This is a genomic window from Paenibacillus sedimenti (genome assembly GCF_014534655.1).
Classification (GTDB): domain Bacteria; phylum Bacillota; class Bacilli; order Paenibacillales; family NBRC-103111; genus Paenibacillus_E; species Paenibacillus_E sedimenti.
The window spans coordinates 93631-118846 of record NZ_JACVVD010000010.1 but is presented as its reverse complement, the minus strand read 5'-3'; the positions used below and the strand labels follow the sequence as shown (position 1 = coordinate 118846).

Genomic DNA, 25216 nt, shown 5'->3' with positions numbered 1-25216 from the left:
CTTGTTTGCTTGATAACCATAATAAGTCTGGTTGTTGTGCCGATTCCGAAGGCATTCTCTAACAGCCATACATCAGACAATATCAAAATATTGGTCGTATATTCGACAGAAACCGGCTTAGTCAATGAATCTGTCAGGCTCTTGGATATGCTGTTGGGGCAGTTTGCGCGAGATATCACATTTAAAAATGATGAAGCGGTAACGAGCGAAGATTTAGGACGGATCACCCATCTTATCTATTATGGAAACGTTCCAAAGAAACTTCCCTCTCCTTGTATACAGCTTGTCGCTGAATTTAATGGCCCGATTTTAGTTATTGGTGAGAACGTAGAGCAGTTGGGCTCTCGATTCTCTTTTATGACAACGAGGCCAGGGGCCGTCATTAATCAAGTGTCTAAAGAAGATCCTAATACTCATAAACCGATCTATGATCTACTTGAGGTCAACTATTCGATTACCCAAGTTGAATTGAAACGTGGAAGGGCGATTTTTCAAGGCTGGAAAGGCGATCTTGCTTTTCCGTTATTTGCCCAATATGATAACAGCGCTTATTATGCTTCATCCGATTTGTATGCGCCTTTCAATCTGTATTTGGGGGAAGGGTTAAAGTACTTTTTCGGGAGCGAGTTCCGCTCTGAACATTTGGCTTACATCCGGTTGGAAGATGTTCATCCGATGTCTGACCCCAAGTTATTAAAGGAAACCGGCGATTACTTGGCTGATAAAGGGATTCCTTTTATGATCGCGCTCATTCCAATCTATACGAATTCCGAGACGAAGCAACAGTACCATTTGTCAGATGTACCGCAGATCGTTGAAGTGTTGCGCTACTTGCAAGGCCGCGGCGCGAGTATTCTCCTGCACGGCTATACCCATCAGTATAGATCGTCTGAGACGGGCGAGGGCTTTGAATTCTGGGATGTCAAGAACAATACACCCATCTGGGGACCTCCGGATACGGATACTAAAGTTAAAAAGCGGCATGAGTTTGCTTCCAAAGACGAATATGACCAGTATATGCAAGGGCTCCAAAATTTTGAGAAATCCTACATCAATACCAGAATCGAAAAGGGAATTGAGGAATTGACCGATCTGGGGTTATATCCGCTTGGGTTTGAGGCGCCTCACTATGTAATGAGCCAATCCGGCTATGAAATTGTGTCTCACTATTTTAACTATATACTCGGCCAAACGCAGATCAGCGATAAGGAATGGGAACACATGGGTGTATCGCCATATATATCGACTCCTACTTTTCTGCATGGTATGACGCTGCTTCCTGAAACAATCGGTTTCTACGATAATACATCAGCCACACCTGAGGCGGATTTAGATGAAAAAATAAATAAAATGCTTTTTATACAGGACAGTATGATGGGCATGTTTTATCACCCTTATCTTGGCTTAGATAAATTAAAGACATTCATCGCCCATGTCGAGCGAGTACCGAATCTCAAATGGCTGGATTTAAGGAAAATGAACGCTTCCGTACGTGCGCCAGACCTGACCATCTCCACAGACTCCCAAGGCCAAATTGATTATCAGAATGCCAAACCTCGTCCTGAACCGCAGCAGGTCGTGCAAATCGTCCAGCGTATGGGGGGCGTTCAACTTGTTCTGTGGGGCGTCGCTGTACTTGTGACCATCATGGTCATGATGTTCATCATCTACATGCTCATCATGAGAATGAACCTGCGCAAACAACTATTCGAGGAGCGAACCATCAGTGGCTAATCTATTGTTCTACTCGTCGTTAACTGTCATTTGGCTGATGCTGTTATACCACATGTTCCTTATGCAGGGCGGATACATGCATTATCTTCGCTACCGGCGTCCGATTCAGGAATGGGAGAAAAAGAAACAAAAATTACCCAAGGTCAGTGTTCTGATCCCCGCGCATAACGAAGAAGTCGTGATCGAGCGTACGATCAAATCCATGCTAAAGCTGGAATATCCGACTGAATTATTGGAGATTATTGTGATCAATGATAACTCCAAGGATCGAACCGGAGAGATTGCTGACAGCTACGCCAGCCGTTATCCGCAGTTAAAAGTCGTTCATCTCATCCCCCCCAACATAGGTGGCGGGAAGTCGGGTGCCTTAAACCATGGCTTTAAACATGCTACTGGAGAAGTCATCGTCGTCTATGATGCCGACAATACGCCGGAACGCAAAGCTGTTTACTATTTAGTACTTGCCATGCTGAATGATCCCAAAGCGGGAGCCATTGTTGGCAAGTTTCGCGTTGTGAATGCGGCTCAAACTCTACTGACCCGTTTCATCAATATCGAAACGATCTGCTTCCAATGGATGGCTCAGGCAGGGCGCTTTAATTGGTTCGGTGTGGCAACCATTCCCGGGACCAATTTTGCCATAAGACGAAGCATCATTGAAGAACTGGGCGGCTGGGATGAAAAGGCACTGGCGGAGGATACAGAGTTAACGATTCGCGTTTACAATATGGGTTATCACATCCGCTTCTTCCCGGCTGCCATTACATGGGAGCAAGAACCGGAAACATGGAAAGTTTGGTGGAAGCAACGTACGCGATGGGCGAGAGGTAACCAATATGTTGTGATGAAGTTCATGGCTAAGCTGTTTACGCTTAAAAGAAAAAGCATCGTATTCGATCTCATCTACTTCTTTTTCACTTACTTTTTATTTTTCTTCGGAGTTATCATTTCTGACGCTTTGTTTGTTGTTAATTTATTCGTAGACCTCCAACTGAATGTAGGAATGGTCTCCATCATTCTTTGGATTCTGGCTTACTTCTTGTATATCACGGAAGTGATGATTGCCTTGGGGATTGAAAAAACAGAACTAAACGGAAAAAACTTTTTAATTGTATCTCTTATGTATTTTACTTATTCACAGTTCTGGATACTTCTTGTCCTTTACGCCTTGTACTTGGAACTAAAGCGTGTTCTGTTGAAGCAAGAAACCAAGTGGTATAAGACAGAGCGCTACCAACAAGGGAGAAAGCAAGATAATTTGACTTCCTAATTATAATTCGTTTTGTGAAAGGTGCTTATACGAATGAGTTTTTTTCGTAAGACATTTCTGTACAGCAGTCTGAGCCTGTTGGCCGTACAACTTACCGCACAACCCCTTTACAGAGTATCTGCCGAAGGTGTCGATTCAACCGCTGCAAAAAAGATCGATATCCAAGCCACTTATTTGAAGGAAGGATCGCTAGCCACTTTTAGCTCCAATGTATCTACAGCATCCCCTGGGTATTTGGCACGGCTAACGAATGATAATATTTCTATGACGAAAGTCGACAGTATACAGCAACTATTTTATAGCGTCCCAAGGACTGACGTTAGTGACGGTAGTTACATCGATCTGGATATCAGTTACTCGGATTTGCTCCTCCCAGGAAGCTCCACCATAACGGTTCAGATCGATGGCAGGCCGCTAAAAAGTATTCCTCTTACGAGAGAATCCAGCTCCCGCCTCATCACCAGGATACCCTTAGGAAGTGATGATGTAACGCCAGGCTTCCACTCCGTTACGATTGTCAAACATAGTACAGTCTCGAACGAGATATGCAGTGATGAAGAAAATCCGGCGAATTGGTTGAAAATCAATCGTTCCTCCGCGATTTTTATTAACACAAACACAACGCTGACGACGAATGATGCTTTGAAGAATTATCCATTTCCATTCGTTGAACCCAGCATCCAGGATGAAATGTATGGGGCGGTATTGCTTCCGGATCATCCTTCGGCGGATTTGATTTCTTCGGCGCTGCAGATCGCCAACTACTTTTCGTCCAGAACGGCAACGAAAAGACCGACACCGATCATGACCGAATCCGAATGGATTCGTAAGGATCATCTGATTCCAGCTATCGCCCTCGGCGGGATGAGCGATTGGAGCGGGCCTGTCAAACAGATGATGCAGGATAATCAGATTCAGGTTCAAAGCGAGCAGTTGAGTCTGGATACTTTTGCCGTAAAAGATCAAAAAAACAATGATGTTAGACAATTACTACTTGTGACCGGAACAGACGCCAAAGTCGTTAAGGACCACATCCATTTGCTTACTGAAAAAGATTTTGTCGATCAACTGGCCGGCAATCAATTGGTTGTAAATGACCTGCCAAAGGCAGCTAATACGCAAACGGCAGAAAAGCCGGTTACCTTAGAATCCTTAGGCTACACCAATATAACGCTGGATAGCATGAAATCAAGCTCTGAGCGTATAACTTACTCCATTCCTTCATTCTGGAAGTTGACGGGCGAAAGCAATTTGAGATTAAAAGTAGGTATCTCTTCGCTATTACAGAACGATACCTTGAATGAGAAGAGCAGCAAAAGCACAAGTATAGGCCAAGCTGCCGCGGCTAACATGAATACCGGATTAACCGTGATCATTAATGATATTCCAAAGACAATCTCGCTTGAAGAAATACTCAAAGCTAAAAAGGAAGACGACAGTTATCTGGTTACTTTACCTCTCGCGCCTTATTTGAAAGACAACAAGACGGGCACTTTGAATATTTCTTTTACGGCGCATTTGAATGAGACATATAATGCTTGTGCCCCTAAAACGAACACAGGCAAATGGATATTCATTGATAAAAACAGCTCAATCCAGCTGCCTCATGAGGTCCAGCAGGAGACCAGCTTTAAATATTGGCCTGCCCCGTTTGTCGGAGACCAAGGGCTTAATCGAACTGTTTTTCTTCTTCCTAAAGACGTTAATGAAGGGATGTTGAGCCAGTTCGCTGTTCTGACAAAGGATATGACGAGTCAGGCTTCAAAAGATTCAGCCATCACCATTGTCCGGGATCAGGATCCGGATCTGGATAAAAAGCTTAAAGATCGCAACGTGGTTGTGATCGGAAATCCGAATTCTTTCGTTTCGCTGCAAAGCTATAAAGACCAATTGATGGTGAACCCCAACAAGGGACAATTTCATTTGGCCGATTTCAATATCATCAATGAAACAACTGAATATGCCGCTTGGATTCAACCCTCCATCTGGGATAAAGAGCGAGTCATGGCCGTCTTCCAAGCTGGAGAAGGAAACAAAAAAGCAACAAATACATTTGTACACGCGAATTTACTCCAGTTTCTGAATAACGAGCAGAAATCAAGCCAAGTTGTGGTAATGAGTAATTCGGGTGAAGTTCTGTCTTTTGAAATGAAGAGCGAACAGCTGGCAAATACGGTAGCCAAACCTGCTGGCACTGATAAGCGAACAACCGCATTGCTCTGGGTTACTGGTTTTTTTGGAGTTGTTTTCCTGATCGGTTTGATATGGTTTGTCATTTTGCTTCGCCGCCGCTCTAAAAGTAGATAAACGGATGAAAATGGAATGGGTTGAGGACTAATGTCCCCAACCCATTTTCTGTATGATCACCATTCCTGCCGCAGCGCAAACAAATCGCGCAGCTCCTCGTTCGAAAGCTCCGTAATCCAGCTCTCGGAGGTGGAGATCACGTTCTCGCTCAGGCTCATCTTGCTCTCCAGCATCTCGTCGATCTTCTCCTCCAGGGTGCCGAGCGAAATGAACTTGTGCACCTGCACGTTGCGCTTCTGGCCCATCCGGTAAGCGCGGTCGGTGGCCTGATTCTCGACGGCCGGGTTCCACCAGCGGTCGAAGTGGAACACATGGTTGGCCGCCGTCAGGTTGAGGCCGACGCCGCCCGCTTTGAGCGACAGAATAAAGATGCCGGGGCCAGTTCCGTCTGCCGACTGAAACGTATCGATCATCTTGTCGCGCTCCGCCTTGGGCGTGCTGCCGTTCAGGTACAGCACTGGCTCGCCCCGCTGCGCCTGCAGCACGTCGGCCAGCATGCGGCCCATGCCGACATACTGGGTGAAGATCAGGCAGGAGTCGCCCTCGTCCCGAAGCTCGTCGACCATCGCAACGAGCCGCTCCAGCTTCGCGGACCGCGTGATGAACGATTCGCGGCGTTCTTCGGACAGCAGCGTCTCCTCCTCTGACAGTGCAGCTTCCTTTGTCAGCAGCACGGGGTGATCGCAGAGCTGCTTCAGTTTGGTCAGCGCGGCGAGAATAGCGCCTTTTCGCTCGATGCCCTCCAGCTCTTTCATGCGTTCCAGGAGGTCTTTAACCGTCTGCTCATAGAGTGCTCCCTGCTCGGCGGTCAGGTTAATATAAACCTTCATCTCCTGCTTGTCCGGCAGATCCAGCTGAATAGCGGGATCTTTCTTTTTGCGCCGCAGCATGAAAGGCTTAACGAGCTTTTGCAGCTGCGCCGTGCGCTCCTCGTCGTGATGCTTCTCGATGGGATTGGCGAAGCGGTGCTGAAACCCGCGTTGGTTCCCCAGGTATCCGGGGTTAAGGAAGTCATAGATCGACCAAAGCTCCGACAACCGGTTTTCTATCGGTGTTCCGGTCAGCGCAATGCGGTGCCGGGCTTGGAGCGAGCGGACGGCCGCGGATTGTTTGTTTTGCGCGTTCTTGATGTTCTGGGCTTCGTCCAGACAGAGGGAGCTCCACTGGATTTCCTGTAAGGTCTCTTGATCCAACAGCGCAGTCGCGTAAGAGGTGATGACAACGTCCGTTTCTTTTAAAACGGCAGCAAGCGCCTCTCCGCTTAACCGCCCCTTCCCGTAATGAAGCATGACCTTCAATTCCGGTGCAAAGCGGGCCAGCTCCTTCTGCCAGTTGCCAAGCACGGAAGTGGGACAAACGAGCAGGGCAGGATACTCGGACTCTGCTCGGTGATGCAGTAAATAGGTGATGAATTGAACGGTTTTGCCGAGTCCCATATCATCGGCCAAGCAGGCGCCAAGCCCGAATTTCCTCAGATAACTCAGCCACGTAAAGCCCTCGCGTTGATAACCGCGCAGCTCTGCGCGCAGACCGGCCGGCACGGGCAATTCTTTTAATTCAGACGGTTGTCCAAGCTGACGCAGCAGTGCTAAAAGATGCTTATTCAATTCAACTTCCATCTTGATCCGTTCTTCTTCGTCTTCGGGATCTTCTGCGGATATACTACCCTGAGCCGGAGGTTTCCCGCTGTCCCCAACACTAAGCAAATGCAGCTGAAGGACATCCTGCAAGGACAAGCCTTCTTCCGGGCAAATGCTCTCCATGAGCCTCCGGATCTGCTCCAGCAGCGCAGGGTCCAGGTAGACCCATTCCCCGCGGATGCGGATCAGCCGCTGTTTGCGGCTAAGCAGCTCGGCGAACTCGGCTTCGCTGAGATCCGCATCGCCGACGGCAATACGCCAGTCGAAGTCGACCAGGGCGTTCAGCCCGAACAGCGACTGGCCTCGGCCTCCGGCTTCGGACGTAATCTTCGCGCGCAGGCGCGGCTTCCGCTTCGAGGCGGCCTCCCACCAGCCGGGGAGCATGACGTTCCAGCCGTCACTCAGCAGCTCGCGGCTGTCCGTCGTCAGGAACCGCCAAGCCGCTTCGTCGCTTAGCGGCTCGGCAAAGAGCTCGCCGCCGCTATTCTCGCCGGGCAGTGACGCGGCCAGCCTTGCCGCCCATCCGGGAGAACGCTCCCGGATGTAAGGGCTCCAATCGCTGGGCCATGTGCCGGAAGCCTGGCCGTCGGCAGCCAGGCGAATCGGTATCAGCGCAGTGCCATCGCTTTTATCTTGCAGCACTAGCCGCAGCTGCCAATCGTACTGCTCTTCGTCCGGCTCCAGCAGCTGCAAAGCAGGGCGGAAGGGTGCGGTATCCGGCTTCCAACCAAGCGCTACGAGCCATTCCTCCTCCGTGAACGGTGCATCAGCAGAGGTGCCTCCCGCCTGTGCTCCTCGGAACAGCGCGGGATAATCACGCTGAAGATCCGCCACGGCGGCTTCATCGGCGTAGTGCTTCGCGGAAACGGCAGCGGAGAAAGCGGCATGCAAGCCAGACAGTTCTTCGCCTATTTTCAGCGTATCCCAATCCAGTTCTCCCAGGCTTTCGGAACCGGTCTCCCATGTCCATTGCAGCTTCCCATTGCGGAAAGCGCGGTAACTTGGTACATAACGACCTGCTTGGGCTTCCCTATAAAGAACCGGCGCTATATCAAGTAACCTCTTAACGGCTTCATTTCCTCCCTCCCACCGGAGGACGTCCATGAAGTTCGGTTCTGCGAAGAAGGGGAGCACCATCTCCGGAGGCAGGACCGTTACCGCCAGCTCTCCAGCCTGCTGCAGCTCCAGCGTTGTACCGTAGCAGGATGGTTCGTGCCAGGCGAACAATAATTTCCTGAATTTATCGCCAGGGACATCCCGTCCATCCTGTAAGCCCCAGAGCAAAGCATCTCCGCTATCCGTTAGCAGCACATGCAAAGTCATGTCATGCAATTTTGTGCTCATTCCAACAGCTTTCCTTTCTTAAGTTCCTCTTGCAGCGCCCGCAACCTGCTGTAGCGCTCTATGAAGCCGGATAGGAAACGATCCCAGCGCTCAGCTTGTTTTATTTTTTTGTACACTTTCTCCAGTCTTTTCAGCAGCTTGACCGCTAATTTGTAGTCATGTCGGTTTTTCTGGGTGACATATTGGTCGATGGCTTGATGGTAAAGAGGCAGCAGGAGATCCGGCGCTTCTTTCTCGATCGGCTGCAGGACGCTGACCCGGTGGTGAAGCGGATCGCGACCGTGAAGGATTTGCATTTCCACCCATGGCTTCCACTTTCGCTGCTCGTACAGCACTTCCTCGATAATTCGGGATGAATGGGGCAGCATCTCCTCGAGAACCTTCCACATCTGATTCTCGGCTTCGGGGAAATGTACGGCGGCTTCCTTCCAGTACCCCATGTAGGCATCCAGTTCCTTGGTTCTCTGGCCATAAAAGTAAGTTGCAGATTTCATCAACCAATCAACCAAGTCCGGCCAATTCCGAGTGTCGTGAAGATGGCTAAGAAATGGCAGATAAAGACTCACTGGCACCTTATTTACTTTGCCGCTTGCTTCTAAAGCAGCCCAGGCTTCGCTGTTCCTTGATTGCTGAAGGTACAGGAAGGCTTTTGCCGCTGTGAGGGATGTTGTATGCGAATCTGTTGTCTGCTTCTCGAGTGCGTCAATTTCCAACGATGCCCAGTGGTTAGCCTCAGGCTGGGGCTGGGGCGCTATCCAGTGCTTCCACAATGCCGTATAAATACCATAATCCAGATACTTCTGTCCGGATTCTTCAGCCATCTGTTGTCTTAAATAAGCTAAAGTTTGTCCGAGGCGCACGCCGGCGTCGGCAAACATAGAACTAAATTCGGCGGATTTCTGCTTTAACCAGGCATGAATCTCATCGTAGATCCGGTATAGCGCAAAAGAAGTGTAGGAGCTTATGCTGTTCTGCGCGTTCTGCTCTTTAATTTTTCGCACAATGAACAGTTCCTGATGCAGCTCAAAGAAAATTCGGTCGATATCCGTAAACGGAATCGTTCCCTTGCGGAGCGCTTGCACCTGATGACGCAGCACATCCGCGTAAATGCCTTGATCATAGGTGGGCTTGATGTAGTTCGTATATTGGTTCAACGCCTCCTGCCACCCGAACACATCCATATCCGGTAATTGCTTGAGTGTAAACCCCGTAGAGGACGCTGTGGCCGTCCGCCTGATATGATGCTTGGCATTGACAATCTGGGAAGCGGGGTAACCCATTCGGTCGGCAAGCTCCATCATTACCGCTGCCATATGCTTGCAGGAGGATTGGACCGGACAAGAACACGAACTGGACGTGAGCTTGTCTAAATGTAACGTAACCTTGTAATCTTCAGATCCTGTTACCCTCGCTTGCACCACTCGATCCTCAGAAATGATCAGGGTCTCTACGCGCTGCTGTTTAAAATAATTAAACCCTCGGCTAAGGGTAACCTCATTATAAGTTTTAGCTACTTGTTCGAGCAGCTTCGACCATTGCTCATCGTTTAAAGCGGGAACAGCACTCATTTGGAAGGCTCCTTGTTAAAAATTAAAGGATTCTATCCACTCTATTATAGATCGGTATGAATAAAAATACGATATATGATGAGGTTGTATTTATAGGAACGCTTGTTTGTGTTTATTGGTATTTTATGGTATGGTATTCCTAAGATTATCAATGAGGGGGAATTGCCGTGGCTGTTAAACAAAACAAAGTATTGAACCAGTTTGCAGATTTTTTGCTTTGGGTCGAGAAGTTGAAGGAAACCGACAAAGACCTATGGTTGAAACCGTTATCTACGGGGAAATGGTCTCTTAGGGAGGTTTTAACTCACATTATGTATTGGGATAAGAACAGTTTAGAAATGATGGTTCCCAATATGGCGGAGGATGCTAAATTATTCTTCGTGGATATTGAGAAACATAACCAGGAAGCCGCAGTATATGCTCAAACATATAATTCCTTAGATACACTTATTGATGACCTCATTAAGACGCGGAAGCAGTTACTCGATTTGCTAGAGGAAAAATACGATGACACCACGATATTCACTATCGACAACCGGAACTATACATATAAGAAGTTTGTTCATATTTTCATACACCATGACGAACACCATAAAAAACAAATTGAAGACTTTTTGGAACAAGAGAAAAGTGCATAGACTGAATTTTTCATTCATCGTTTTTCTATAAATGTAAAATAATTCTACACAGTACGAATAGACTTTATTATAATGTATATAGATTGATCGATTCTTTCATAAAGTCAGGACGAAGGAGGCTCGCCTTGAATGCTTTGGATGAAAGGATCCGGCAGCTGATGGACAAGCACCGGATTGTTGGTTTAGCAGCCTCCGTGATACAGGATGGGAAACAGATATGGAACGGAGGGTATGGATGGGCGAATATCGCCAGGCGCATCCCTGTGACGGAGCATACGGTATTCCGGATCGCTTCCATATCCAAGACGGTGGTCGCAACGGCGGTTATGCAGCTAGTGGAAAAGGGGCTATGCCATATCGATCAGGATGTGGGAGAAATACTGGGTTTCCGGGTGCGTAATCCGAAGCACCCGGATTTTTCGGTAACGCTTTCACAGATCATGACCCATACTTCGGGGCTTCAAGACGAATATGTTCGTTTTGTCGTCGATTCGCGAAATGAGAACCCGCCCAAGATCAGACTTGCAGATATTCTGCTGCCGGATGGGCCATATTATTCGGACCGCCTCTGGGGTGAAGGACCGCCTGGGGATCCGAGCCATTTTGAATACTCGAATCTTGGGTCCATTATTCTGGCTACGATTGTGGAGAAGCTTTCCGAGGAACGCTTCGATGTGTACTGCAAGCGGCATCTGTTCGAACCGCTCCGAATGAACGAAACAAGCTTTAATATCGGCGATTTCACGAATATGGATGATATTGCTGCGCTGTACGAGTATGCAGAGGCCGACGGGCAGTTTACAGTCGGCACCGATGATTTCGGAGGAAGGAAGCCGGATCCCATTGATTACAGCAGCTATGTGCCTGGCACGAATGGAGCGCTGTTCAGCCCGCAAGGCGGACTTCGGACGTCTGTTAACGATTTGACCCGGTTTATGGAGGCGCATGCCAACGGCGGCGCTTTGAACAGGACTCGGATCTTGCAAACCGAAACGGCTGATCTCATGCATACACCACACTGGGCGGGACATCGGACGGAAGGATTCTTTCGCAATAGCGGTCTCCAATTCCAGATCACGGACGATCTGATTCCGGGACAGCGGCTTATTGGACATGCCGGCGACGCTTATGGACTGCTTAGCGATATGTACTTTCATAAACAGGAGAGGTGGGGTCTCATTCTGGTGATGAACGGCCTTATCCAAAGAAAAGGGCAGGGCGTTTATTTTGAGGCGGAGGAAGAGCTCGCCCAGCTTTTACATGTATCTGTTTTGAAGTAGTGTTCGGATAGCGATTCGTTATTTACAACATGTTATTCTGATGTTAGAATATGTTACATCCTTAGTGTTTTGACGTCTGGCGGTCGTAGGAAGCAACTCTTCCCACATCCCGTACAGAACCCGTACAGAATGCTAGGCTGATGTTTCGAAGCCGGTTTTGCTCCGCATTACTTGAAGGAGAGTGGCCTGGTGGTATACGATAAAGATACGGTTTACATAATAGGCGACGCGCAAGCTTCCGTGAACAATCCCATTACGCAGCAGTACAACGCATTTTTTATCGGACTTGTCGTAGATACGACGAGCCATAAAATCATTGATGCAGGTTGTTCGTCGACAATCCCGCTAACATCGGATTTTGTCCGTTCCATCTTCATCGGTCATAATATGCTTCTGCTCGAAGCGGTGGCGGAGGAAATCAGGCGAAGATATCACGGATCGTCCCAGAAGGCATTGATCGTAGCGTACAAGGACGCACAAAAAAAATATAGATTAGCACTTAACGGCCGGGAAGAACTGGGCTTCCAAGCTTCCGGTACAGTGTGAGCTGCTTTATTTATCCGTATGGCAACATACCCGTAAATAAAACCCAGCAGATGGTTATTTGGGATGAGTCATCCCGAAGCTGTTTGCTGGGTTTTTTGTATCTTATAAAACAGGAGGCCAACCTATGAAACTGTATATTTCCATCGATATGGAAGGCATCACCGGACTTGTCGATAATACGTTTGTCGATTCCAGGCAGTACAACTACACGCGAGGTCAGCATATCATGACCGATGAAGCCAATCATGTGATCGGAACAGCTTTTGATGAAGGCTGGAAGGAAGTGATTGTCAACGACAGCCACTCCAAAATGAACAATCTGCTCATCGAGAAGCTCCATCCCGATACGCAGTTGATTTCAGGCGATGTGAAGCCTTTTTCCATGGTACAGGGACTGGATGCCTCCTGTTCGGGAGCGGCATTTCTGGGCTACCACACGAGAGCTGCAAGGAAAGGCGTCCTCAGTCATACGATGATCTTCGGCGTATGCAATATGTATATTAACGATACGGCAATCGGTGAGCTCGGGTTCAATGCTTTTGTGGCCGGACATTACGGCGTACCTGTTCTCTTGGTGGCCGGGGATGACGAGACCGCAATCGAAGCGGAGGAGCTTATTCCGGGAGTTACCACAGCAGTGGTAAAGAAACGGATTTCGCGGACTTCGGCGCTGTGCCTGACCCCGCAAAAAAGCGGCCAGCTGCTTAGAGAGAAAACGATGGAAGCGCTGGCGAACATCGGCAAGGTGAAGCCGCTCATACCGCCGGACAACCCGGTGCTGTCGATTGAATTCGCCAACTACGGTCAAGCCGAGTGGGCTCATTTGATGCCGGGAACGGCTATAGAAGGTGGTAGCCCTATTGTCACTTATCAAGCCAAAAATATTCTGGAAGCATACCAAGCCATGCTAGTCATGACCGAATTGGCGACGAGAACGGCATTTTGTTAAGAAACGGGTGATCACGTGGCACAATATATTCTTCGCAGATTTATCTCCATGATCGTCACACTTTGGCTTATTATCACGGTTACCTTTTTCCTTATGCATGCCGTGCCGGGATCGCCTTTCGATAAAGAAGGCAGGAATTCCAATCCGACCGCCGTTCAGAACATGATGGAATTTTACAATTTAGATAAGCCCCTTTCCGTCCAATACGTGATTTATTTAAAATCGCTGCTCACTTTAGATCTCGGACCTTCCATCGGTCACTTCCCGGACAGTGTCAACTCCATGATCGAACGCGGGTTTCCGGTCTCCTTCAAGCTCGGGATGGTATCCATCCTTTTTGCCATCGTAACGGGTATAGCGCTTGGAACGGTTGCGGCTCTGAGGCAGAACCGGATGATCGATTACTTTGCAATGATCTTTGCCGTCATCGGCATTGCGGTGCCTAACTTCATCGTGGCGACCCTGCTGATCAAATACGTGGCGGTAGAGTGGAAGCTGCTTCCGGTAGCTACTTGGGGCAGCTGGAAGCATGTGATCTTGCCGGCGCTGGCATTGTCGACCGGACCGCTTGCAATTATTGCCAGACTGACACGAGCCAACATGGTGGAAGTACTTACGGCTGACTACATCGAAATGGCAAGGGCAAAAGGCCTTTCGCCGGCGACGATTGTCATCAAGCACGCGCTTCGCAATGCAGTATTGCCGGTCATTACACTGCTGGGCGCCTTGGTAGCCAACGTTCTTACAGGGAGCTTCGTCATCGAGAAAATTTTCGCCATACCGGGCATGGGCAAATATTTTGTTGACGGCATTAATAACCGTGATTATGCGGTCATTATGGGGACGACCGTATTCTATAGCGCTCTATTAATTTTCATGATGTTTTTGGTGGATATCGCCTACGGCCTCATTGACCCCCGCATCAAGCTGCACAGAAAAGAGGGATAAGGATGAGCATTCCGGATTCATTATTTGTAGCTATGCCCAATAAGCCGGGAAGTGCGGAAGCGATTGTCCGGCCTCGGCTGTCATTCTGGCAGGAAGCCTGGATAAGGCTGTTTACCAACAAGCTGGCTATGGCAGGGTTGATCGTCATTGCTTTCATGGCGCTGCTCGCTATCTTCGGTCCGATGCTGACCGACCAGAGCTACTCGAAACAGGTTCTGCTGGAGGCCAACCAGAAACCAAGCCAGGCCCACTGGTTCGGCACCGATGAGCTTGGGCGCGACGTATACGCCCGCATTCTTTACGGCGCCCGCATCTCGCTGTTTATCGGTTTAATGGCTGCATTGATCGATTTCCTGATCGGTATCGTATACGGCGGCATCGCCGGTTACCTCGGCGGTCGCATCGACAATTTGATGATGCGCTTCGTCGATCTTTTATACGGAATTCCTTATTTGCTGATCGTCATTCTGCTGATGGTTGTTATGGGCCCGGGTCTTCTGACCATCATCGTTGCACTCAGCGCCACCGGCTGGATCGGCATGGCCCGCATCGTTCGCGGACAAGTGCTTAGTTTAAAGTCATCCGAGTACGTGCTGGCGGCGCGCACGCTGGGTGGAGGCGCGGGCTACATGATTCGCAAGCATTTGCTGCCCAACGCGTTAGGCGTCATTATCGTGCAGGTGACGTTCTCCGTCCCGTCGGCGATTTTTGCAGAAGCGTTCCTTAGCTTTCTCGGCCTGGGAATTCAGCCGCCCTTGGCGAGTTGGGGCGTCATGGCCAACGATGGTCTCCCGACCATTTTATCCGGCCACTGGTGGAGGCTGTTTTACCCGGCGTTCTTCATCTCGATGACGATGCTTGCCTTTAATCTTCTTGGCGATGGTTTGCAGGATGCTTTTAACCCGAGGCAGAGGAGGTAGCGAGGTGAAACCAACGAACCCATCCGACGTTCTATTGGAAGTGGATAATCTGCATGTCTCTTTCACTACCTACGGCGGAGAGATCAAGGCAGTCCGCGGTGTCAGCTTTATGCTGAGTGAGGGAGAAACGCTCGCCATCGTCGGTGAATCCGGCTGCGGCAAAAGCGTCACCGCACGCAGTCTGATGCGTTTGCTTCCCGAGCGCAGCTCAAAGATCGGCGAAGGCAGCATTCGCTTCAAAGGCGAGGAGCTGACCAAGCTGAATGAAAAGCGGCTGAGGGAACTGAGAGGCTCTGAAATTTCAATGATTTTTCAAGATGCGATGACGGCTCTGAATCCGACCATCTCTATCGGGGAGCAGATTATGGAAGGGATCATCCGCCATCAGAAGCTTTCGCGTGCAGAAGCGCGCAAGCAAGCTCTTGAAATGCTTGGACTCGTGGGCATAACCAACCCGGAAATGCGCCTCAAGCAGTATTTGCATGAGTTCAGCGGAGGCATGCGGCAGCGGATCATGATTGCGATTGCAGCGGTTTGCAATCCTTCCGTCCTTATTGCAGACGAGCCGACGACGGCACTGGATGTCACGATTCAGGCGCAAATCATCGATCTGTTCCGGATGCTCCAGAAGAAGACCGGCGTGTCCATCATCATCATTACGCATGACCTTGGCGTCGTGGCCAAAATCGCCGATCGTGTCAATGTCATGTACGCCGGCAAGATCGTCGAAACCGGGACGGTGACGGAGTTGTTCCACAATCCGCAGCATCCATATACCAAGGGGCTGCTCGCTTCCATGCCGCGCCTGGATATGGACAGGAAGCTCCCGCTTACGCCGATTCCGGGGACGCCGCCGGATCTGTTCGCTCCGCCCCGAGGCTGCGCATTTGCAGCACGATGCACTTATGCTATGGAGGTTTGCGGAACGTACCAGCCCGAGCAGACCCGGGTATCCCACAGTCACTCTGTGGCCTGTTGGCTGCAGGATCCGCGCGCTAAAGCTGTATTCCAGCCGCCGAATAAGATGGAAGTCGAAGCGGTTCTAGGATAAACAAACACATGAAAAGGGAGATGTGCCATGAAAAAAGGTTTAGCATTGCTCGTCGGCTGTACATTGATTATCGGTACGATACTAGCGGGGTGCAGTAAAGATCAAAGTCCCGAAGCTGCCAAAGCAACGGATAGCGGGAAAGACACGAAGCCTAAAATTCTCCTGTATAACAATTTAAAAGAGCCAACATCCATCGACCCTCCTATTGGTTTTGACCAAGTTTCGTATGATATTGTCAACAATGCGTTTGAGGGATTGACCCGACTGGGCAAGGATCACAATCCGGAGCCGGCCATGGCGAAAGAATGGAAAGTCACTCCCGACGGCAAAAAGTATACATTCACGCTGCGCGACGGCATTAAATGGACGAACGGCGACCCGGTGAAAGCAGCCGACTTTGAGTACGCGTGGAAGCGTCTGCTCGATCCGAAAACTGCGTCCGATGCCGCTTTCCTCGCTTATCCCATTGAAGGTGCGGAAGCCTTCAACTCCGGTAAGGGTTCGGCTGACGATGTGAAAGTGAAGGCTGTTGACGATAAGACGCTTGAAGTCACTTTGGCGCAGCCTGCTTCCTGGTTGATCGGCATGGTATCCAGCCCCGCGTTCTTCCCGGTCAACAAGGCTGTCGTGGAGAAGAATGCCAAATGGGCCGGCGAAGCGGCAACGATCGTGAGCAACGGGCCGTTCACCATTACCGAATGGAAGCATGACAGCGAGCTGAAAATGGTGAAAAACGACCAGTATTGGGATGCGGCTAACGTGAAACTGGGCGGTGTCACTTACAAGATGGTCAATGATTCCAATACAGCCTATCAGCTATACTCTACGGGTGAGCTTCATACGACAGGATCCATCCCGGCTGATCTGAGCGAAAAGCTGTTTGCCGAGAACAAAGTAACGGTCGAAGATGCCGCAGGCACCGCATTCTACCGCTTTAATACGAAGATGGAACCATTTAACAACGTTAACATTCGAAAAGCTTTCATCGCTGCGGTCGACAGACAGAAGCTTGTTGATCTAGTCTTGAAGCAAAAGCAGAAGCCTGCCGATGGTTATGTGTCTCCTGGACTAAAGGATCCTGCGGGCGGAGATTTCCGCAAAGTCGGCGGCAGCCTGATCAAGTTTGATGCGGCAGAGGCCAAGCAGCTATTAGCTAAAGGGATGCAGGAAGCAAAATACACCACGCTGCCGGAGGTCACATTGACCTATAACACGAATGATGTCAGCCAAAGAATTGCACAAGCGGTTCAAGCCATGTTCAAAGATAACCTGGGCATCGATGTAAAGCTGGCCAATAAAGAAGGCAAAGTGATGACGGACGAACAGAAGAAGCTTCAGCTTCAACTATCCCGTTCTTCGTTCCTTCCGGACTTTGCCGATCCGATCAATTTCCTGGACGGATTCCAGTCGACGAATCCATTCAGCCGTACAGGATGGGTCAATGCTTCCTATGATAAATTGATTAAAGACGCATACAATGAACCAGATGAGAAAAAACGCTTCGCTCTGATGCATGATGCGGAAAAAATTCTGATGGATGACGCTCCGATTCTGCCGCTCTATTTCTATAACACGGCATATATGCAAAGCGAAAAATTGGAGGGCGTAGTCAGACACGCTTTCGGTTTCGTCGACTTTAAGTGGGCGAATTTGAAATGATTTGATTAGGGGACGTACCTGTGAAAGGTGCTTCTCCCCTTTTTTCAAGCGGGAAAGGAGCGGCAGCATGTTTGAGCTTATAAAGCCCCGGCGGTTAAGTCCCGGGGATACGGTAGCCATTACGGCTCCTGCTAGCTGGGTCGACAGGGAGCAGGTTATAGCGGCTTCGACCTATCTGCAAAAGCTGGGGCTGCATGTCCGGCTTGGAGATACTTTGTCCGAGCAGCACGGTTACCTTGCGGGAACTGATGAGGAGCGGGCTCGGGAGTTGAACGCTATGTTCGCAGACCCGGACATTAAAGCGATCATTTGCGCGCGAGGCGGATATGGTACCGGAAGAATTGCCGATCGGTTAGACTATGAACTCATTCGGGCCAATCCAAAAATTTTTTGGGGCTATAGCGATATTACCTTTTTGCATTCGGCGATTGGACAGTGCGCAGGTTTGGTTACTTTTCACGGTCCGATGCTGATCGATCTGGGCAAAGATGTGCATCCGCTTACGGTGCAAAATTATGAGACGCTCATCCGACCGTCCGTTCTCTGCTATATGGAAGAGATTTCTCCTCTGCAAACGTTAGTGGAAGGAGAAGCCGTAGGGGCCCTCGTCGGCGGGAACATCTCCTTGATCGCAAGCACGCTTGGAACTGCTTACGAGCTAGACACGCGGGGCAAAATTCTGTTTATTGAAGATATCGACGAAGAGCCTTACCGGTTAGACCGGATGTTGAATCAATTGAAGCAAGCGGGTAAATTTGCCGATGCGGCGGGAATTCTGGTCTGCAATTTTAACAATTGCGTGCCGAATAAACGCAAGATATCGCTTACATTGGAGCAGATTTTTAACGACCACATCGTGTCCGCAGGGAAACCGACGCTCTCCGGATTTAAAATCGGCCACTGCTCTCCGAATATTGCAGTTCCGATCGGAATCGTAGCAAAGATGAGCACGTACGATAAGTCGCTGGTATGTATGGAACCCGGTGTAGAGGCATGAGGAGGTTAAGGTTACTAGCATGAACATACAAAGCATAGATGTAATGAGGCAGTCCACGCCGCTCAAAAAGCCGTTTAAAACAGCGCTGCGCACCGTGTATGAAGCGGAATCCATTATCGTCCGCATGCAGGCTAGCGACGGCAGAGTCGGTTGGGGAGAGGCGCCGGCGACCATTGTCATAACCGGAGACAGCCTGGAGAGCATCCAATCGGCTATCGTCAATACGTTTACCCCGCTATTGATCGGCAAAAACCTGCTGGCCTACGAACGCATTTTGCAGGAAATTCATCACTCGATGATCGGCAGCAGCAGCGCTAAAGCGGCTGTAGATATGGCTATATATGATCTGGTCTCGCAGCACTGCGGTCTGCCATTGTACCAGTTCCTGGGAGGATATAAGGATCAGATCGAGACGGATTTTACGGTTAGCGTTAATTCGCCTAAGGAGATGGGGGAAGATGCCATCCGTTATGTGCGTGAAGGGTTCAATGTACTGAAAATTAAAGTGGGCAAGGATAATATCCTTGAGGATATCGAAAGAATCAAGGAAATCCGCAGCTGCGTCGGGAGTGGAGTCAAGATTCGCATTGATGCGAATCAGGGGTGGCAGGTGAAGGACGCCGTTCGTACAATCCGCCGTATGGAGGACTTGGGGCTTGATATTGAACTGGTCGAACAGCCGGTGAAAGCGAACGACATCGAAGGGCTGAAAACGGTCACCGATGCCGTAGAAACGCCGATTATGGCAGACGAGAGCGTCTTTTCTCCCGCACAGGCCTTTGAAGTGCTGAAACACCGGGCAGCCGATCTGATTAATATCAAGCTAATGAAATCCGGCGGTATTTACAAAGCGCAAATCATTAACCATATCGCTGAAGAATTCGGCGTCGAGTGCATGGTGGGCAGCATGATCGAATCCCGTGTGGCCGTAACGGCCGCGGCTCATCTTGCGGCAAGCAAGAAGAACATTACACGCTTTGATTTTGATGCCCCATTGATGATGTTGAACGATATTGTGGTAGGCGGAGTGCAGTATGACGGCAGAATGATGACTTTCCCTAAAGTAGCGGGTCTTGGCATTCAAGACGTAATCCATAGTGAAAGTGTTGTGGGATCATGAGCGAATTTCCGAGAATGACTGTAGCCGTTTCTGTCGCAACAGTATGGACAAAGCCGGAATCTCCACGTCCTTTGGATGAACTAGCATTGAGGAATCCGGCTGAAATCAGAGAATGGCTAAAGCGGATGACGCTGGACGATAAGCTGGACTTGTGGGGTGGCAACCGGATTCAGACGCAAATTTTGTATGGTACCTCCGTGCTGGTTGTAGAAGAATTGGAAGATTGGGTTCAGGTGCTCATCCCGCAGCAAGGAACCCGGAAAGAAGCTTTGGGCTATCCTGGATGGGTGCCAAGATGCCAGTTGGCTTCAGTACCGGACGCTCCCGAGGATTCGAAATGGGCTGATGTTATAACTACTCATGCATGGTTGTATCGGAATCCGTCCGAACGCTGGATCGAATTGAGCTATCTGACCTCTCTGCCTGTGATTGAGGAAACGGAAGAATGGGTCGAGGTGAAGACGCCGGAGGGATCAGGATATTTAAAAGCAGACGAGGTTCGTTTGATCGATAGCCCCCTGGCTCCCAAGCTTGGAGAAGACCATATCGGACGCGGAATCGTAGAGGAGGGAAGGAGGTTCCTCGATCTTCCTTACCTATGGGGCGGCATGTCCTCTTTCGGCTACGATTGCTCCGGTTTCGCCTATAATATGCACAGGTATTTTGGGATATTGATTCCAAGAGATGCCTCTGACCAGGCCAAGCAGGGAATACTCGTTGACAAGGAACAGCTGGAACCGGGGGATTTGCTCTTTTTCGCGCATGAGGAAGGAAAGGGAGCTGTTCACCATGTGGGGATATATGTCGGTGACAATCAGATGATCCATTCGCCTGAATCGATAAAATCGATTGAAATTGTAGATTTGAGCAGCTATAAGTTGGCTAAAGAGCATTGTATGTCTCGGCGGTACTGGGGGTAGTGCAAGATCCTCAATGAGTTGAAAATAAAACGTCCGTGCTCCGAACTTCTCTGAACTCACCCGACCTGCAAAAAGTACATTTTATTCTGGCTGATTTGCCGGTTTCAACGTATTGACCTGCAGAACCTGCATCTCATTTGCCCGAAAAGCTCCGTCACTAAGTAAAACCAGGTGATTTAGATGTATCTTTTGTAGGTCGCATCCTATAACGCTGCTTTTAGTGCCAATTATTATGTATAAAATGCAGGTCGTTCATTCGGCAAAGCAGTCCCAAGCCTCCTGCGCAATTCATACATTACCGCTGTAAGAATGATAAGGCTGACCGATAGAGGGTGTTGCTCACTATCGTTCGATAATGGGCAACCCTTGCTTATGCTTTCTCCTGTATCGTTTTCCCGCTATGACTTCCCTGACCATAACTGTCAGGGAAGTTTTTTTATAATAGGATCAAAAGCAATCGAGTGGAGGGCATTGAAAGATGAAAGAGCGGATTGGTTTCGTATTTATTCATGGAGCAGGTCTGGAAAGCCGGATATGGGGACAGGTTGTAACTGGGCTGGAATCCCCCAGTTTACTGGTAGACTTTCCTGAGCGGGAGGGTGATAAAACGATAAGGCAGTCGTTATCGCTTCAAGATTACATCACCCATATCAAGCAGCAAATTCAAGCTTGGGATGTTCTAAAATTTGTCATCGTCGCGCATTCTTTGGGGGGAGTCCTTGCCCTTAAAATTGCCGAAGATTTTTCGGATCGGCTTGTGGGTTTTGTGGCAGTCGGGGCGACTATTCCAAGCCAGGGCGGGTCATTTCTATCCGTTCTGCCCTTTGCGCAACGTACATTGATGCGTGTTCTTTTACGTGCATTTGGAACGCAACCGCCAGAATCGGCCATTCGCAAGGGGTTGTGTAATGATCTTTCGCCTGACCAAGCAAATGAAGTCGTACGCGGATTTGCCCCGGAGTCGGTACGCGTTTATACGGATCGGATAGAAGCGCTTCCTCCGCGAGTGCCTAAGCTTTATCTGAAACTAATGAATGACCAAGAGATGAATCCGTCCCATCAGGATAAAATGATTGCCAATCTTGCCCCACAGCATGTCGAAGTACTTGAATCAGGACATCTGCCTATGCTCAGTAAACCGGACGAACTTCGTTTTGCTTTAAATTCGTTTCTGTTGCAATTGGATGCGAGCTAAAATTCGGGCCTGCCTGAAGTCATCTATGATGACCTTCGGCAAGGCTCTTTTGTTGTTAATATTTGGATACCCAGATTTCATTAGACAGCAATGTCCAGACCGATCGATCAATCAATCAATCAATCGCATGCGGTTATGAATGGACCAATCAAGATGCTGCGATATGATTCTACCTGCTCTGACGTCTGTAACGATGAAAAACATCTTTACAGCCACACTAAGCACCTTCAACTCGCCCCTGTCCCATCTCTAAGAATGAAAAACATCGCTAGAGGTAATGATTTCACAGCCTCACTAAGCACCTTCAACCCGCCCCTGTCCCATCTCTAAGAATGAAAAACATCGCTAGAGGTAATGATTTCACCCTCCCCACGTCTGTAACGATGAAAAACATCTTTACAGCCTCACTAAGCACCTTCAACCCGCCCCTGTCCCATCTCTAAGAATGAAAAACATCGCTAGAGGATATAATCTCACCCACCTTCACGTATTAACGATGAAAAACATCTTTTGAAACGAAAACCGGGGGCATAGAGGATAGAATTGTGTGGAATAAACAAGAGAGCTAGTTGGGTTGTGTTAAAAAATAACGTTAATATAACATAACATAAATTAAAAATTAACATAATACTAACACAAGAATTGAATTTAATATTTTATGTCAGGAATATTGACGTATATATCCAATTCCATTAATATAATATTTGTAAGATCAACATAGAGAAAACAAAGCCGATCTAGTAATTTTTCAAGAATTTCGCACTTTAATCGAAGTTCTGATTACTGCAACATCGGCTATTTTTATGTTAATTACATGTTATTATATATATCATAACTAGTAATTATTGTGTTACTAACTTATCTTGGGAGGTTGTTTCATGAATTTGAAGAAGACAGCTCTTATGATCTCGGTCTCGGCACTTGCACTAGGTTTGTTGGCGGGTTGCGGAAACGGAAATACCAGTACAAGCACAAGCACAAGTACGGCCACAGGAACAGCGGAAACGGCCAAACCCGGCAGCGGAGGCGCGAAAACCGTCATTAAAATCGCAACCCAATCTCCATTGTCCGGAGGAAGCGCCGTTCAAGGCGAAGCAATTAAACTGGGTGCCCAGCTGTCCTTGGATGATCATAAAGCGGAGTTCGATAAGCTTGGATTCGAGCTGCAGCTTGTCCCTTACGACGATCAAGGAGATCCCAAGAAAGGTGTTGCGAATGCTGAGATCATTGGCGCGGATCAATCGATCCTCGGAATCGTGGGGCATATGAACTCCGGCGTAGCCATACCTTCATCGGTCGTTTATGAAAAATATAACGCAGTCATGGTATCGCCATCCAATACGGCAACGGAGGTTACGGACCGTAACCTGAAAGTCGTGAACCGAATCGTTGCCCGCGACGACTTCCAAGGACCGGCAGCAGCCGAGTACGCAGTGAAGACGGTGGGGGCCAAAAATATTTTTGTCATACAAGACAAAACCGCATACGGACAAGGCTTGGCAGATGCGTTTAAAGATGCTGCGACGAAGCTTGGCGCCACCATTGTCGGGTATGAGGGAATAACAGTAGGCGAAAAGGATTTCAACGGCGTGCTAAACATTGCGCTTAGCAAAAAACCGGACTTCGTCTTCTTCGGAGGATTGTACGGGGAAGGCGGTCTGCTCATCAAGCAAGCGCGTGATAAAGGCATTATGGCGCCATTCATGGGTGGAGATGCTTGGGACTCGCAAGGTCTGGTTGATGTAGCCGGAGATAAAGTAAAGGATGCCTTGTACGCCTCAATCGCTACGGATATTACCAAAACGGCAGAAGGCAAAAAATGGGCCGACCAATACAAGGCCAAGTTCAGTAAAAGCCCTGATGGTTACTCGGCATATGCATATGATTGTATGACTGTGATACTTAACGGCATTAAAACGGCAGCGGCTGCAAATGGCGGAAAAGTGCCAACCCGCGATAAGGTACGGGATGCCGTTCGTGCCACGAAAGATTTCCAAGGTTTAGCAACGAAAATCAGCTTTGACGGCAAGGGTGATAACACTTACGCAAAAGTGTTCATTTATAAATTCGGAGGTCCGGCCTATCCGGGAAGTATGATTTCCGAAGTCAGCAAGTAAGCCTAATCACCGAAAGGAGAGGCTTCATGATTGTAAACATCCTGCACACACTCCCCCAAGTATTAATCGACGGCCTTGCATTAGGCGCTATTTATGCGGTCGTCGCGTTAGGCTATACCATGGTGTACGGCATTCTGGAGCTGATCAATTTTGCACATGGAGAAGTTTTTATGACCGGTGCATTCGTCGGTACATCGGTATTGTTTGTGTTTCACTCTACAGGGTGGCTTGACGGTATGCCGGGATGGATCGCTTACATTCTTATCCTTGCTATAGCAATGCTTTTCACGGGGATCATGGGTGTAGGGATAGAACGAATTGCTTATCGTCCTCTTAGGAAAGCGCCCAAGTTGATTTCGCTCATCTCCGCTATCGGGGTTTCCTTTGTGGTACAAGATCTCGTCCGTTTTATTTCCGAGTTAAAAACAGGCAATTATATCGTAAGCGGCATCACGTTATACGATAAAAATGTGAAAATCGGTACTTCCTCTCTTGGCTCTTGGCTTGGCGACGCGTCTCTGAAAATCAACACCATTATTATTATCGCGGTAGCCGTTTTACTGATGATCGGACTGGATTTGTTCGTCAACCGCACTAAATGGGGAGTAGCCATGCGCGCCGTTGCGCAAGATCGTGAAACAGCCTCGCTGATGTCGATCAATGTGAATAAAATCATCGTGTTGACCTTTTTCATCGGTTCTTCCTTAGGAGGCGCTACAGGGGTATTATTTGCACAGCAGTATGGGACCATTGATCCGTTTATCGGGTATATATTGGGTTTAAAAGCATTTACTGCCGCAGTGCTCGGCGGTATCGGCAACATTCGGGGAGCGATGTTCGGCGGGCTCGTCATCGGGCTATTAGAGATGTTTGCTTCTTCCAATCTTGGTTTACTGACGAACGGCAGCTTCGGAGCCGAGTATAAAGATGTATTTTCGTTCATGATCCTCATTATCGTACTGATTTTTAAACCCGAAGGCTTGTTCGGTAAAGCCGTCAAAGAGAAGGTGTAG

General features: G+C 48.9%; 19 protein-coding genes. 17 read left to right on the top strand and 2 right to left on the bottom strand.

The window, feature by feature from the left end; translation table 11 throughout:
* The first annotated feature begins 9 nt into the window (after positions 1-9).
* Genes ICC18_RS24170 through ICC18_RS24160 form a run of 3 tightly spaced genes read left to right on the top strand, consistent with a single transcriptional unit; the run spans position 10 to position 5311 of the window.
* Positions 10-1734 (top strand): polysaccharide deacetylase family protein, encoded by a 1725-nt coding sequence (locus ICC18_RS24170; RefSeq protein WP_188177021.1) that lies wholly within the window; start codon positions 10-12, stop codon positions 1732-1734.
* The gene (locus ICC18_RS24165) at positions 1727-3004 is read left to right on the top strand and encodes a glycosyltransferase family 2 protein (RefSeq protein ID WP_188177020.1); all 1278 of its coding nucleotides are present in this window, start codon (positions 1727-1729) and stop codon (positions 3002-3004) included. Before ICC18_RS24170 ends, ICC18_RS24165 begins: the two co-directional genes overlap by 8 nt.
* A 33-nt stretch (positions 3005-3037) precedes the next feature.
* A complete protein-coding gene (locus ICC18_RS24160; RefSeq protein ID WP_188177019.1) occupies positions 3038-5311 on the top strand; it encodes a cellulose biosynthesis cyclic di-GMP-binding regulatory protein BcsB in 2274 nt (757 codons plus the stop codon).
* A 56-nt stretch (positions 5312-5367) separates the two neighbouring features.
* On the opposite strand, the gene ICC18_RS24155 is transcribed toward ICC18_RS24160, so the two are convergent.
* Both ICC18_RS24155 and ICC18_RS24150 read right to left on the bottom strand, forming a co-directional pair.
* Positions 5368-8295 carry a DEAD/DEAH box helicase gene (locus tag ICC18_RS24155; protein ID WP_188177018.1) on the bottom strand — a complete coding sequence of 976 codons (2928 nt, stop codon included), beginning with the start codon at positions 8293-8295 and terminating at the stop codon, positions 5368-5370.
* Positions 8292-9863 (bottom strand): SWIM zinc finger family protein, encoded by a 1572-nt coding sequence (locus tag ICC18_RS24150; protein ID WP_188177017.1) that lies wholly within the window; start codon positions 9861-9863, stop codon positions 8292-8294. Before ICC18_RS24150 ends, ICC18_RS24155 begins: the two co-directional genes overlap by 4 nt.
* 167 nt (positions 9864-10030) lie before the next feature.
* Between ICC18_RS24150 and ICC18_RS24145 the strand changes: the two genes are divergently transcribed.
* The 14 genes from ICC18_RS24145 to ICC18_RS24080 all read left to right on the top strand — a co-directional run bounded on the left by ICC18_RS24145 (position 10031) and on the right by ICC18_RS24080 (position 25216).
* Positions 10031-10501: a DinB family protein gene (locus tag ICC18_RS24145; protein WP_188177016.1), complete on the top strand. Its 471-nt coding sequence runs from the start codon at positions 10031-10033 to the stop codon at positions 10499-10501.
* Positions 10502-10626: 125 nt separating this feature from the next.
* Positions 10627-11781: a serine hydrolase domain-containing protein gene (locus tag ICC18_RS24140; protein ID WP_188177015.1), complete on the top strand. Its 1155-nt coding sequence runs from the start codon at positions 10627-10629 to the stop codon at positions 11779-11781.
* 189 nt (positions 11782-11970) lie between these two features.
* Positions 11971-12327 carry a DUF3870 domain-containing protein gene (locus ICC18_RS24135; RefSeq protein WP_188177014.1) on the top strand — a complete coding sequence of 119 codons (357 nt, stop codon included), beginning with the start codon at positions 11971-11973 and terminating at the stop codon, positions 12325-12327.
* A gap of 124 nt (positions 12328-12451) precedes the next feature.
* The gene (dppA, locus tag ICC18_RS24130) at positions 12452-13276 is read left to right on the top strand and encodes a D-aminopeptidase DppA (protein WP_188177013.1); all 825 of its coding nucleotides are present in this window, start codon (positions 12452-12454) and stop codon (positions 13274-13276) included.
* 15 nt (positions 13277-13291) lie between these two features.
* Positions 13292-14224 (top strand): ABC transporter permease, encoded by a 933-nt coding sequence (locus ICC18_RS24125; RefSeq protein WP_188177012.1) that lies wholly within the window; start codon positions 13292-13294, stop codon positions 14222-14224.
* A gap of 2 nt (positions 14225-14226) precedes the next feature.
* Positions 14227-15144 (top strand): ABC transporter permease, encoded by a 918-nt coding sequence (locus ICC18_RS24120; RefSeq protein ID WP_188177011.1) that lies wholly within the window; start codon positions 14227-14229, stop codon positions 15142-15144.
* Between the two features lie 4 nt (positions 15145-15148).
* Positions 15149-16195 carry an ABC transporter ATP-binding protein gene (locus ICC18_RS24115; protein ID WP_312029597.1) on the top strand — a complete coding sequence of 349 codons (1047 nt, stop codon included), beginning with the start codon at positions 15149-15151 and terminating at the stop codon, positions 16193-16195.
* Between the two features lie 27 nt (positions 16196-16222).
* The gene (locus ICC18_RS24110; RefSeq protein ID WP_188177009.1) at positions 16223-17854 is read left to right on the top strand and encodes a peptide ABC transporter substrate-binding protein; all 1632 of its coding nucleotides are present in this window, start codon (positions 16223-16225) and stop codon (positions 17852-17854) included.
* A gap of 67 nt (positions 17855-17921) precedes the next feature.
* Positions 17922-18851 (top strand): S66 peptidase family protein, encoded by a 930-nt coding sequence (locus ICC18_RS24105; protein ID WP_188177008.1) that lies wholly within the window; start codon positions 17922-17924, stop codon positions 18849-18851.
* 19 nt (positions 18852-18870) lie between these two features.
* On the top strand, positions 18871-19971 hold the full coding sequence (locus ICC18_RS24100; protein ID WP_188177007.1) for a dipeptide epimerase: 1101 nt from the start codon (positions 18871-18873) through the stop codon (positions 19969-19971).
* Positions 19968-20891 (top strand): C40 family peptidase, encoded by a 924-nt coding sequence (locus ICC18_RS24095; RefSeq protein WP_188177006.1) that lies wholly within the window; start codon positions 19968-19970, stop codon positions 20889-20891. The genes ICC18_RS24100 and ICC18_RS24095 overlap by 4 nt, the downstream gene beginning before the upstream one ends.
* A gap of 478 nt (positions 20892-21369) precedes the next feature.
* A complete protein-coding gene (locus ICC18_RS24090) occupies positions 21370-22086 on the top strand; it encodes an alpha/beta fold hydrolase (protein WP_188177005.1) in 717 nt (238 codons plus the stop codon).
* An 878-nt stretch (positions 22087-22964) separates the two neighbouring features.
* The gene (locus tag ICC18_RS24085) at positions 22965-24203 is read left to right on the top strand and encodes a branched-chain amino acid ABC transporter substrate-binding protein (RefSeq protein ID WP_188177004.1); all 1239 of its coding nucleotides are present in this window, start codon (positions 22965-22967) and stop codon (positions 24201-24203) included.
* A gap of 26 nt (positions 24204-24229) precedes the next feature.
* Positions 24230-25216: a branched-chain amino acid ABC transporter permease gene (locus tag ICC18_RS24080; RefSeq protein ID WP_188177003.1), complete on the top strand. Its 987-nt coding sequence runs from the start codon at positions 24230-24232 to the stop codon at positions 25214-25216.